The organism is Bacillus safensis (assembly GCF_039619585.1).
GTDB classification, from domain to species: domain Bacteria; phylum Bacillota; class Bacilli; order Bacillales; family Bacillaceae; genus Bacillus; species Bacillus safensis.
In genome coordinates, this window is the sequence record NZ_CP154909.1 from 3362760 (window position 1) to 3375283 (window position 12524).

Below are 12524 nucleotides of genomic sequence, written 5' to 3' on the forward strand. Positions count from 1 at the left end.
TTCTCCTTTATTTTCTTTTACTGCTGAAAGCAAGCGCCTTGTCCGTTTCAATCATGGTGTTCACCGCTTGTTCTGTTTGTACAAGCTGTTTCTGAAGAATGCCTATATAGGATGTACTTAATTCGTTCAGCTGCTGATTGATCTCTTCTATTGTGTCTGCCGTCAGGAGCTGATTTCTCCCTTTGATGGTTGTTGGAAGGGCTGTATTCATTTGAGAGCCTGATTGTTTTGCATGCTGTAATACTCGTTTGACCTGACTGGCATCTATTTTAATTTCTCTCGTCATTTGACTACCCTCTTTTTTCTTCCAGTTGTTTCTGCTTTTCTTTCTCTATTTTTCTTTCAACCGAATGAATTTCATGTTCTAACGAATGGATCTCCGATGTGAAATCATTGATTTTTTCATCGATTCGATTTAATAGATTGGTTAGCTGTACACCTTTTATTTCCTGACTGGCGGAAGCCATTTCATCTCGAATGTCATCAAACGTGTCTGCCAAATGGCCAAACCATGTATGTGATGTCAGATCTGGATGAGTGATTTTCTTGCTGGCATCTGACAGAGCCGATTTTGCCTCTTTGATTTCTTTGCGGCACATGTTGAGTTCGATGATTTGTTCTTTTTTGATAGATATATCTGCCTTTAATGAATACAAGGCTGCTTTATAACCGATGATTGCTCCAGATATGGTCAAACACCTCTATCCCTTAAATAGTCCTCCGTTATGTTACCATTTACTAGCACAAGAGGCATATGATTGAAAGTAAATTTACCAAAAAATGAATCGTACGTATTGGGTTTTAATACCTATTTCTCGCGCGCAAAAAAGCTGGATTCATTTACTGAATCCAGCTTCTTATTGCTTATTTGAGCGATTCACCTGCTGATGCAGATGGATGATCGCTAAATGAGGTGTCTTTCTTTTCAGGAATATAATGGAGAGAGAAACCAACAAGACTGAAAAAGGCACTTAACACCAATGTTGGGTTTTTGAATAGGTTCGTACTTGCAATGATCATGTCTCCCTTTTGCAAAAGAATCCCTAGTATTTGACCGAATACCAACAGGGCTCCTGACGTTAAGAACAGGACAAGCAGCACTTTAAATAAAAATTCCATCAATGCTCTCATGTGTTTCTCCTTTCTATACTGGAAGTATTCCCATTCCGATGAGCCAGCCAATTCCTACGATCGGCAGCATATAGTAGAGAATCAGCGGTATAAACGTTTTCTCCGGTCTGGCTCCTGCAAGACCAGAAGCAATGAAAATCGATCCTGATGCCGGCGGGGAAGCGCCTTCTGTTGATGAAAAAGCAAGAATGGCAACAACAGCCACAACTGGATCCACTCCGACTGAGACTAAAGCTGAAAATGAGACAAGTCCAACAGCTGTTAATGTGGCTGTAGAAGATAATGGCCCAGCCACTAGCGTGACAAGAATTCCCACAATGAGCACCATGAGCCATTTCGGAATGGTAAGTACTGATGTGATTTGCGTCAAATCTTCTGCCAATCCTAATTCAGCAAGCACCTGACTCGCAGCAACAGCAAACAGCATCAAGGCACCGATCGTTGTAAACTTAGGAATGGCCGACTTGAAAAACTGAGACCAATCTAGTGCAGACGCCTTTTTTCTTCCAATTGTTAAACTAATCAACATCATGAGAATCGGAATCCACGTAATTAAAGAAATTTGATCCATTGCCTCTGGTCCGATGTTTGGATTACTTTTTAAGTAGTTTGCCAGCGGACCAATTGTGATAATGATAGGAATCAAGGCACCGAAAAAAATAAAGATCGACTTCCACCCTTGTTTCACTGCTTCCCTAAAAGGAAGAATATCATCTGGCGGCATGGCCTGAATTTTATTCTTTTTCACCAGGATATACACCAAAATAAATCGGTATACGACTTGATACAGTCCTCCTATTAAAAGCGCAATATATAAATCCCCCTCAGATACAAGGGCTGCAATTGGTGCAAACCCCAGCATGATAAACATTGAAGAGTTCGGAGGCAGTGCCGCCCCAAGTCCGCCATTCCCTGCTAAAATGGTCGCTGTATGGGTTCGGCTCCAGCCTGATTTAATCATCCAAGAGGCTGTGATAGAGCCAGTGGCCGCTGTGTTTGCAGAATTTGAACCTGAAAGAGCACCTAAGACTGCTGAACCTAACGTACTCATATAAGCCGCTCCACCAGGAAGTTTCCCTACAACCGAATTTAAGATTCGCAAGAGTGCATGAATTAATTCCAGCTTTTCGATTAAATAGGCCATGAATACAAATGCAACAGCTGCATAGAGCACCTCATATGTGGATGCAAATTTTAATCCATCCCAGAAAAGTCTTAATGCATCCAATCCGCCAAATAATGTGGTTGCAATAAAGCCTAATAGCATGGCTTCCCCCATATTCCGCTTCACGACGACATTCCATATAATGATGACAGCTATGAATACAATCAACGCAATAAAACCCATATCGTTTTTTCGCCTCCCCTTCGTTCAATAAAACGCTTACAATTTATTTCCCCTGCTGCATCACGTCAATGACTTCTTCCCAGCTGGCCGGCTTTTTCCCATTAAACCGTTCAACGAATTGAAAGTCTGCTAATCTCTCAAGCTTTTGTTGTGCTGCCCGAGACATACTGGCATCAACCTCTGCTTCATCTAGCATGTCAATAGAGCCAAGAAGCTCGATCGCTCGTCTTTTCGCATGAAGTGCACTCCCTGTCACAAGACGATTCATGGTCTCTTCAAAACTTTTGCTATCCATTGTATCGCTTAGTGAAGAAATCACTTGATGTTCCACGTTATATTTTTTTGAAATTTCCAAAAATTCAATCATGAGACCAACGATCCCCTTCATATAAACGCTTCTGATCAGTTTCAAGGCCGAAGCATCTCCTGGCTGGTCACTGATTTTTTTAATATTCATGCCATAAGCATTCATTACTTTCATGAATTGGTCAGTTCCACTGCCGCTTGCCGTGATCGGAACCTTGTGTTTGTTGACTGGAAGAGGCCCTAGCATGGCAGCATCTACGAATAGAGCTTTTTGCTTTTCAACTTCGTTTGCCACTTGTTTTTTGATGTCTGGTGTTGATGCCGACACATCCACATATACTTGATTCTCTTTCAAACTTCCCGATACGAATTGGGCCACTTCTAAAGTTTTATTCGCTGGCACAGCAGCAATCACAATATCAGATTTCTCAACGACTTCGCTAATACTGCTGGTTAATTGAACTCCTGTCTGCGATGCTTTTTCCTTCAACGCGCCAGCCAATTTCTCGTTTTGTAATAGTACATCATACGCATAAAATTGATCTAATCCTTCTGTTTTCAATCCCGTTGACAGCTCATATGCTGCTTCTCCATATCCGATAAAGCCTATCTTCATCTTAGATTCCCCTATCCCTGAAATTTTTTCAATCTGCCTTCCAGCCATGCCGGTGCTAAAAGGCTGATGTCTTGCTTTCCATCGTTCATATACTGTTGAATCGTTTTTAATCTTTGATTTTCATACGCTTGTTTCTCTTCCGCTAGTGTCAGCAGGTGTTCCACCTTTTCCTTTGGAACGATGACGACTCCATCATCGTCAGCAATGACCAAGTCACCTGGTGCTACTTTGACACCGCCGCACGAGATGATTTGATTCAATTCCCCAGGACCATCTTTAAAAGGTCCATTTGGCATAAACCCCTTACTGTAGATCGGAAAAGCCAGTTCCTCTAAAGCGAGTTTATCGCGAACAAGCCCGTCAATCACGATTCCTTCTATTCCTACAGCCTTTGCTACACCTGCCATCAATTCCCCTAAATATGCATGGCCCTTATGGTCTTTTCCATCAACAATCAGTACATCTCCTTCTTTCGCAGAGTAGATCGCTTGATGAAGAAATAAATTATCCCCTGGCCGTAAGCTGACGGTAAAAGCTGTACCTGCTACATTCATGCCTCTTGCAACTGGTTTGATTTGATGATCCATCGCGCCGGTGCATCCCATCACGTCTGACAGCAAGGTCGAGTTAAGCTTTCTTGCCCGATCTATAAGATCATTTGACACGAATTGAACAGTACTCATAGTTTCCATCATCCCCTTTTAGTTATATTCATTACATTTAATCTAATTAAAGTAATATTCATTACTTTTGTGATACGATCATACCATCTCGATTTTATTTAGTAAAGCGCTTTCAAAAAAACCCAAATTAAAAAAATGAGTCACCACACGACTAATGTGTTGTGTGATAACTCATTTTCGTTAACATATGATTGATTTGATCTAAACGTGGTTTTGTTCTTTCAGGATCATTAATGGCTAAGGCACTTAAAATATAATCTACGATAAAGATAGCAGATACGACAGAGTTATGAGAGCTCACACTTGCTGAGGAACATGGCAATACATATTGTGCATACTTTGTTAGTGGAGAGCTGTAGCTGTCTGTAATTAAAAGCACTTCCACCCCATATGACTTCGCTGCCTCCAGCAAATCCTTCATACGCTTTGCATAGCGGGGATAGCTGACCGCTATAATGAAATCATCAGATTGAAAATGAACGAGATCATCCACCCAGTCACTTTTGTCTGCATCAATATATTGACAGTTCCCCAACAGCCGATTGATTCCGAGTGACAGATACTCGCCGACAGGTCTTCCGCTTCGAACACTTGTACACAGAACCTGGCGGGAGCTGGCTATTTTTTCAACAATATGCTGAAAGGTTTCTTCCGTGATATTGTCTAAAGCGTACTGGATATTTTGAAATTGCAGCTCAACATGATTATGCAGGAGCTTACTTTTATTTGAATGTTTGAGGTTCGCTTCAAGTCTCGTTTGAGGGGCAGCTTTATGCTTCATATTTGATTGAAGCTCTTTTTGAAGCTCGGAGAAACCGGAATACCCTACAGCAGCAGAGAATCTCATGATGGTCGCTGTACTCGTCCCTACTTTTGACGCCAATTTATCTACAGTTAAAAACGCAACCTCCATTGGATTTTGCACGATATAATCTGCAATTCTCCTTTGTGCCTCGGTTAATCCTGCGACCTTATGCTGAAGCTTATGTATTAAATCGTCCATTATAGCACCTGCCCATTCTATCGGCTTTATCTACGATCAAAATTTTTTCTTTTCCCCCCTATATTGTACACATTTGTCATCAAAAAAACAGCCAGCACGAATCTATCGTACTGGCTGCCTTTGTCGAGATCATTATAGTGCTTGAGCTGCTGTGATAAGCGCAAGGTTGTAAACGTCTTCGGCATTACAGCCTCTTGATAGATCGTTTACTGGCTGGTTTAAACCTTGAAGGATAGGACCTACAGCTTCAAAGTTACCTAAGCGCTGTGCAATTTTGTAGCCAATGTTTCCAGCTTCGAGGCTAGGGAAAACAAATACGCTGGCGTCGCCTTTGATGACGGAATCTGGCGCTTTTTTCGCTGCTACTGAAGGAACGAAAGCTGCATCGAATTGGAATTCTCCATCAAGTACAAGCTCAGGTGCCTTTTCTTTTGCAATGCGAACTGCTTCAGATACTTTTTCTGTTTCGTCTGATTTTGCTGAGCCTTTTGTAGAGAAGCTAAGCATTGCCACACGTGGCTCGATATCAAACATTTTTGCTGTGTTTGCACTTTCGATCGCAATTTCAGCTAGATCTTGGCTGTCTGGTGCAATGTTGATTGCGCAATCAGCAAACACATATTGCTCTTCGCCGCGAGCCATGATGAAGACGCCAGATGTTTTCTTTACGCCTTCTTTTGTTTTAATGATTTGAAGTGCTGGACGCACTGTGTCAGCAGTTGAGTGTGCCGCACCGCTCACAAGTCCGTCTGCAAGACCTTTATACACAAGCATTGTACCGAAGTAGTTTTCATCTAGTAATGCTTTTCTGGCTTGCTCTTCTGTTGCTTTGCCTTTACGTCTTTCTACGAAAGCTTGTACAAGCTCTTCAAAACCTTCATATGTATGAGGATCATACACGTCAACACCATCAAGTGTAAGACCTAATTCTTTTGCTTTAGCTTCAACTTCTTGTTTTTTTCCTACCACAATTGGCTGCAATACTTTGCCATCTGCTAATTTTTGAACGGCTGTTAGAATGCGTTCGTCCATTCCCTCAGGAAAAACGATCTTTACTCCTTTACCTGCAACCTTTTCCTGAACTGTTGAAAAAATATCTGCCACTTCAATACCCTCCTTGATTTTACAAAAAAAGCGTTCTCTTTTAAGCATACTCTTCTTCTACCTAAATTCAAACTACCAACTTATATTATAGCGCTTACAAATTAAATTCTTATTTTTCAAACTAATTTAATCAATTTTGATAAAAGCTGTTTTCCTCGTTCAAGTTTTGATCACATCTCCATTTGGACAAACTATGTTATAGTTGGAACAGATGGAAAACTGTTAATAGGAGTGAAAGAAATGAGCGAACAACATACAACAAATGAAGCAGCTCAAACACTAGATGGCTGGTATGCACTGCATGATTTTAGAACAATTGACTGGACAGCTTGGAAGCTGCTGACAAGTGATGAGCGCCAAGCCATCATTCATGAATTCACAGGTCTATTGGAAAAATGGAAAACAGCTGAGCATGATAAGGCTGGGAGCCAAACAATCTATAGTATTGTCGGCCAAAAAGCAGATATTATGCTCATGATTTTACGTCCGACAATGGAAGAACTAGGTGAAATTGAACTCGAATTCAACAAGACACGGCTAGCAGAGTTTACGATTCCAGCTTATTCTTATGTTTCAGTTGTTGAGCTCAGCAACTACTTAGCAGGAGGCGGCGATGGCGGAGATCCTTATGAGAACCCGCATGTACGTGCTCGCTTATATCCAGAGCTTCCTTCTTCTCAATACGTGTGCTTCTATCCAATGGATAAAAGACGTTCTGGCAATGACAACTGGTACATGCTTTCCATGGATGAGCGTAAATCTCTTATGAGAAGCCACGGCTTAATTGGCCGAAGCTATGCTGGGAAAGTAAAACAGATCATTACAGGTTCTGTTGGTTTTGATGATTATGAGTGGGGCGTTACCCTTTTCTCTGATGATGTGCTTCAATTTAAAAAATTGGTTTATGAAATGCGCTTTGATGAAGTCAGTGCACGCTACGGCGAATTTGGTTCCTTCTTTGTTGGAAACCGATTAGCAAACGAGCAGCTGGCGTCTTATTTCCATGTATGATAAACCCTTAAGGCTTCGGATCTCTCCGAAGCTTTTTTATGTATTTGTTTAGAAAGGTGATCACATCTTCATTTTCAGGATAAGTAAGAAACAAAACTAAACTCATGGCCCACAACAATGCAGTTAGGATGAACATCATTTTATTTCTTTAGCCTGCTTTCAATAAATTGAAGTGTGTCGGCTGCTATTCTATTTCTAGATAGTACAATTCCAGCATGCCCACAACTGTATACGTGCCTTTTAGGTTGATCCCAGCTATTCCACAGAGTATCAGCATCGTTTATGTCGATATACATGTCATATTTTCCTGATATTAAGAGTACATTTTCTTTTTCTACGAGAAGTTTTGCTTTACTAGGGTTCATAATATCCCAAGCTTTGTCGAGTTCTTCATACGTTGTCCCATGTTCCTCCAGATCTCTTCGTATATACTTCCCAGGAAGAGTGTTCCAGATGGAATGCGCAATATTGTTCGCATAAAAAACTGATACAATAATATTCACGTCTTTCTCGACTGTTGCTAATAAGTTTGTTAGCCACCCTCCTAAACTAATACCAACTACGATTATGTCCCCACCTTCATTTTCCTTGATCCATTTAATCAGCCCTCTAAGTTCAACAATAGCTTGCTGGGAGGATTGCACGGTTCGACTTATATTGGCGCTAATCATGTGTTCACCAGAATATGTTGAATTTTGTGGTTCCCTATCGAAATGATAAGGCAGCGTGTAGTAATACATATTCCAATCATAATTTTTAACAATTTTATCGTGAAAAATCTTCTTGATTCTGTCGTATGAATCCATTCTCCATCCATGTACAAAGATTACATTAGGCTTGTGCTTTGACTCTTTTCGTAAAAACACTTCCACCGAAACCTTGTCATTCTTATCTTCACCAGATTTGATGCTAGAATGAAAAGAAAATATTCCACTTTTTAAGTTTGCTGTATGGTTATCGATATGAAATTGTAAATCAATTGGCTGAGCACTAAAAAAACGATCCCTGTTACCTACGTCAATAGGCAAATGATTATAGTGACTTTCTTTGCTTCTTGTTCTGTGCATATCCATTAATGCTGCGTAATCTATTACCTTTAAAAGCTTCAAAAGAATTAACTCCTTTAATCTCAAATTATTACTATACGAATATTTCAGCATAAAAAGCTGAAAAGAATACAAAGGGCTAAAATAAAAATCATTTTAGCCCTTTGTCAACAATCTGAAACTTTTTATTTCACCACGGTCATTTCTGGCTCTTCTATTGGTTTCACACGTTCCTGAATTGGATGGGAAAAAGAGTGCTCTGACAAGACAATATGGGAGACGGTTTTTGTAAATCCAGATACTTCTTGAATAAAGGCTTCAATTTCTTCAAGAGAAGAAACTGACAGCTTAATGAAAAAGCAAGACTGACCTGCCACTCGATAAGCAAAAAAGGCGCGTGGATGCTCATTCATAAAAGCCACAAAACGCTGATACTCCCCATTTAACACCGTAACTTCCAGCAGGCAGTCAATCAGAAGCCCTAATTTTTTATAATTGACCTGAACAGAATACCCTTCGATAATCCCTGCATCCTCTAATTTACGCACTCTTTCTGCTACCGCAGGTGCTGATAAATTCACTCGTTTGGACAATTCCCTCATGGATAAGCGGGCATCTTCTCTCAATTCATTTAAAATATGCACATCTACATCGGTGATTTTCATTCGTACCTCTCCTATCCAAAAATCGTTCCATTTGAAAAGTATTTGATGATAATACTTATGATATGAAATGTAAAATAAAACTAAATAATGGTAGAATTTATTTTAACGGAATTGAATGAAAAAGCAAGTATGGAGGGATTACTTGATGAAAGAATCTTTAGACAGCCAGGCTTCTAAAACATTTCCCATCACACTTGCCATCGCACTCACACTTGGCGTTTTTGCTGCGGGATCGGAAGAGCTGGTGATTTCACCACTTCTGCCTGATTTATCAAACTCCTTTCAGCACTCTCTTGATATTCTCGCTCTTTCCATCAGCATTTATGGGTTAGCTGTGCTGGTTGGAGCTCCGCTGCTCGTTCCTTTAGGGGACCGGTATTCAAGAGAGCTGTGTTTGATTATTGGGCTGTCTTTCTTTTTGATTGGCACAGTGATGTGTGCTGCTGCCCCAAATTTGGCCGTGTTTTTTGCAGGCCGTGCTATTTCTGGGCTGGCGACTGGTGTATTTGTGCCAACAGCCTACGCTCTTGTGGGCGACCGGGTTCCATACGAGTATCGCGGCAAAGTGATGGGACTCATTGTATCGAGCTGGTCTCTTTCTCTTGTCCTTGGTGTGCCCATTGGCGCCTTTATCGGTCAAAGTTTGAACTGGCGCTGGACATTTTGGATTTTCGCCATGATGAGTCTCGTTGTCCTGCTGCTCGTCATCCTTGAATCTCGAAAACAAGTCGCCACAGCTGCTTCGAAGGCACCTCAAACTAGGGAGAAATCAGGCTCTTTATGGGGGGCTTTAAAAATCGACCGAGTCCCTGTCTATTTGACCGTGACATTTTGTAACATGCTTGGATTTTATGGCATGTACTCATTTTTAGGGGCTTACCTGCAAAGTCTGTTTTCCGGAGGGCAATCAACAGCTGGACTTCTGATCATGGCTTATGGTGTTGGCTTTTCCATGAGTATGTTTACTGGGAAATTAGCAGATTGGTTTGGCAAAACACGTTCACTTTTCTTTGTGCTGGGCGGCATTACGCTTGTTCTTGCCTTACTTCCTTATGCACCGTTCTCATGGACATTGCTCATTTTTGCTTTATTTATTTGGGGTGCCATGCAAAGTTTATCTGTCACGCTTTTGAGCACCGTCCTGAGCGACTGCTCCCAAACCCACCGAGGCAAAGTGATGGCTTTTTACAGCCTTGCTTCCAATCTTGCCGTAATGCTTGGATCAGCTTTGATGGGACCTGTTTATGTCCATTTCGGCTATCATACAGTAGGGCTTGTATGTGCACTCATTACGCTTGTTGGTTTTCTCATCAGCTTCGTCAGCTATAAACGTGAAAAAAACTTACAGCAGAAACATAAAAACACATTTGAAACGTGAGCTCATTTCACTGCACATCTTGATATGTGCAGTTTTTTAGATCAATTTTTAATATCATCATAAAATACATTTTTTATAAATTTTGTTGACAATTACCAATTTTATTTTTTATAATCTAGTAAAAATTTGAAAAAGATTGGATGGTAAGGTAAACATGATCTTAAAGAATGATGTTTTTCATTTCAAAGAAGAGCCCATCGTTTCACCTAAGATGTTTACAGTCAATACATTAGGCCCTAAGGGGACAAGCAGTGAATATGCAGCAAAACATTTCATCTCTCATTCCACCACTACACTCGGCACTCATACGAAACTATCCCTTTACGACACATTCGAAACTTGCATTGAACATACTCTCTCTAACGCACTCCAATACACTCTCGTTCCACACGCATACGAAGGAATTAAACACTTCTACATGAGACCTGACCTGCAGCTTTTACAAATATTCAGATGTGACACGCCCATGTATGGTTTGGCTGTCAGACCAGATTTCCCCTTTCAAGAACAAATGCTTCACCATTTAAAAATTGTTTCTCATCCTGCACCTGTGAATTTGATTCAATATTTTATTCATCAAAATGCTGAATTTGAGCTTGTCAATTCTACAAGTACAGCCGCACAAAAGGTAAGAGACGGCGAATTTGATTTCGCTTTAACCAATGAGGTGGCTAGAGCTACATACGGCCTCACCTTCATTCGAACATTTAAAAGCATTCCTATGAGCTGGTCTATATTCGGAAAAGGAGAGATGTAACATGACAACTGAACAAAAGGTGCAAGAATTATATTTTCCTCAAGCGAAAAAACGAGAATGGGATAATGGTGTCATCCAATATTCTACTGCCAGAGGCGATACGGAAGTGTTAATTTCATACGTCCCTCCTCACACGATCATCGAACCTCACGAGCATCCAGAAGCACAAATCGGCATCGTATTAAAAGGTGAGCTTCAAATGACGGTCGGCCAATCGACCCAATTGCTCACTCCATTAGAATCAGCCTATATTGCACCACCATTCGTTCCTCACGGCGCATCGAATCTGACAGATGAAGAAGTGATCGCCATTGATATTAAGAGATTGAAAGATGGCGAGGAATATACGGCTCCTCCTACTTATTTCTTAGATATTTTCAAAACGCGTGATTTACTTCCTGGCATGGAAGTGACCTTCTTTGTGGAGGACTGGATGGAGCTTATGATTGCCAACATTCCGGGAAATGGCGGGGAAATGCCTTTTCATAAGCACCGTAATGAACAAATCGGGATTTGCATTAGCGGTGGGTACGATATGACGATTGAAGGCTTTACAGAAAAGATGGAATTTGGCACGACCTACTTCTGTGATCCAAAAGAAGATCATGGCGCCATTAATCCAAAGCCAGAAGCATCAAAGTCTATTAATCTCTTCTTCCCTCCACGCTATAACCGCTTAAAGCCAAAAGCGTCTAAGGTGAAGAAATGAACATTGCCGGAAAAGTCGTCCTGATTACAGGAGGTGCGTCTGGGATTGGGCTTGCCGCCGTCAAGCTTTTCCTTGAGCACGAAGCAAAAGTAGCAGTGGCTGATATCAATGAAGATAGCGGTAAACAACTCATTGAATCATTGCCTCATGAACATGCTGCGTTTTTCAAAACAGATATTACGAATGAGTCTGACTGTCAAAAAACCGTTCAATCCGTGCTGAGCCAATTCGGGACAATTGATGTTTTGATTAACAATGCAGGCATCGAAATTGTCTCACCTATTCACGAGATGGCACTGGAGGATTGGAACCACATTCTACAGGTCAACCTGACTGGTGTATTTCTTATGAGTAAGCATACATTGCCGCATATGCTTGAAAAGAAAAGCGGAAGTATTATTAATACTGGATCTGTCGGAGGTCTCGTTGGCTGGCCTGACATTCCTGCATACAACGCAACAAAGGGCGGTGTCATCCAGCTCACCAAATCGATGGCGATCGACTATGCCGCTCATCAAATCAGGGTGAATTGTATCGCACCAGGCATCATTGATACGCCATTAAATGAAAAATCCTTTTTAGACAATCATTCAGAAAGTCTTGAGGTTGTTAAAAAGGAAAAAGCAAAGGTGAATCCCTTGCTTCGTCTCGGAAAACCTGAAGAAATTGCGGGCGTGATGCTGTTTCTCGCCTCTGATCTATCCAGCTATATGACTGGAAGTGTTGTCACAGCAGATGGCGGATACACCGCTAGATAAAAAGGAGTG

Annotated in this window: 15 protein-coding genes; 5 read left to right on the forward strand and 10 right to left on the reverse strand. The window is 41.1% G+C overall.

What is annotated here, in order from left to right; translation table 11 throughout:
- Nucleotides 1-7 precede the first annotated feature (7 nt).
- From AAYR28_RS17320 to pta, 8 genes are all read right to left on the reverse strand, one after another.
- Nucleotides 8-286 carry a YwqI/YxiC family protein gene (locus tag AAYR28_RS17320; protein ID WP_120207895.1) on the reverse strand — a complete coding sequence of 93 codons (279 nt, stop codon included), beginning with the start codon at nt 284-286 and terminating at the stop codon, nt 8-10.
- Nucleotides 287-290: 4 nt separating this feature from the next.
- Nucleotides 291-689, reverse strand: a complete 399-nt coding sequence (locus AAYR28_RS17325; RefSeq protein ID WP_120208044.1) for a YwqH-like family protein — start codon at nt 687-689, stop codon at nt 291-293.
- Nucleotides 690-864: 175 nt separating this feature from the next.
- On the reverse strand, nt 865-1131 hold the full coding sequence (locus AAYR28_RS17330) for a hypothetical protein (protein ID WP_041115477.1): 267 nt from the start codon (nt 1129-1131) through the stop codon (nt 865-867).
- Between the two features lie 13 nt (nt 1132-1144).
- Nucleotides 1145-2479, reverse strand: a complete 1335-nt coding sequence (locus AAYR28_RS17335; RefSeq protein WP_048237701.1) for a TRAP transporter large permease subunit — start codon at nt 2477-2479, stop codon at nt 1145-1147.
- A 43-nt stretch (nt 2480-2522) separates the two neighbouring features.
- Entirely contained in the window at nt 2523-3401 is an 879-nt protein-coding gene (locus tag AAYR28_RS17340; RefSeq protein WP_120207897.1) for an NAD(P)-dependent oxidoreductase, read from the reverse strand.
- An 11-nt stretch (nt 3402-3412) separates the two neighbouring features.
- Entirely contained in the window at nt 3413-4084 is a 672-nt protein-coding gene (locus tag AAYR28_RS17345; RefSeq protein WP_120207899.1) for an RraA family protein, read from the reverse strand.
- Nucleotides 4085-4235: 151 nt separating this feature from the next.
- Nucleotides 4236-5087 carry a MurR/RpiR family transcriptional regulator gene (locus AAYR28_RS17350; protein ID WP_041115469.1) on the reverse strand — a complete coding sequence of 284 codons (852 nt, stop codon included), beginning with the start codon at nt 5085-5087 and terminating at the stop codon, nt 4236-4238.
- A gap of 132 nt (nt 5088-5219) precedes the next feature.
- Nucleotides 5220-6191, reverse strand: coding sequence for a phosphate acetyltransferase (pta, locus tag AAYR28_RS17355; protein ID WP_024423792.1), 972 nt, complete (start codon nt 6189-6191; stop codon nt 5220-5222).
- Nucleotides 6192-6431: 240 nt separating this feature from the next.
- On the opposite strand from pta, the gene hemQ reads away from it, so the two are divergent.
- Nucleotides 6432-7202 carry a hydrogen peroxide-dependent heme synthase gene (gene hemQ, locus AAYR28_RS17360; protein WP_034281267.1) on the forward strand — a complete coding sequence of 257 codons (771 nt, stop codon included), beginning with the start codon at nt 6432-6434 and terminating at the stop codon, nt 7200-7202.
- Between the two features lie 140 nt (nt 7203-7342).
- Here hemQ and AAYR28_RS17365 read toward each other — a convergent pair whose 3' ends face one another.
- Nucleotides 7343-8311, reverse strand: a complete 969-nt coding sequence (locus AAYR28_RS17365; RefSeq protein WP_120207901.1) for an alpha/beta fold hydrolase — start codon at nt 8309-8311, stop codon at nt 7343-7345.
- 122 nt (nt 8312-8433) lie between these two features.
- Complete coding sequence (locus AAYR28_RS17370) at nt 8434-8913, reverse strand: Lrp/AsnC family transcriptional regulator (RefSeq protein ID WP_034281269.1); 480 nt, start codon at nt 8911-8913, stop codon at nt 8434-8436.
- Between the two features lie 145 nt (nt 8914-9058).
- Between AAYR28_RS17370 and AAYR28_RS17375 the strand changes: the two genes are divergently transcribed.
- The 4 genes from AAYR28_RS17375 to AAYR28_RS17390 all read left to right on the forward strand — a co-directional run bounded on the left by AAYR28_RS17375 (nt 9059) and on the right by AAYR28_RS17390 (nt 12515).
- On the forward strand, nt 9059-10291 hold the full coding sequence (locus tag AAYR28_RS17375) for an MFS transporter (protein WP_120207903.1): 1233 nt from the start codon (nt 9059-9061) through the stop codon (nt 10289-10291).
- A gap of 154 nt (nt 10292-10445) precedes the next feature.
- Nucleotides 10446-11048: a bacilysin biosynthesis protein BacA gene (locus AAYR28_RS17380; RefSeq protein ID WP_024423797.1), complete on the forward strand. Its 603-nt coding sequence runs from the start codon at nt 10446-10448 to the stop codon at nt 11046-11048.
- 1 nt (nt 11049) lies between these two features.
- Nucleotides 11050-11757 (forward strand): cupin domain-containing protein, encoded by a 708-nt coding sequence (locus AAYR28_RS17385; protein ID WP_101676572.1) that lies wholly within the window; start codon nt 11050-11052, stop codon nt 11755-11757.
- Nucleotides 11754-12515: a glucose 1-dehydrogenase gene (locus AAYR28_RS17390; RefSeq protein WP_120207905.1), complete on the forward strand. Its 762-nt coding sequence runs from the start codon at nt 11754-11756 to the stop codon at nt 12513-12515. The genes AAYR28_RS17385 and AAYR28_RS17390 overlap by 4 nt, the downstream gene beginning before the upstream one ends.
- The last annotated feature ends 9 nt before the right edge of the window (nt 12516-12524 follow it).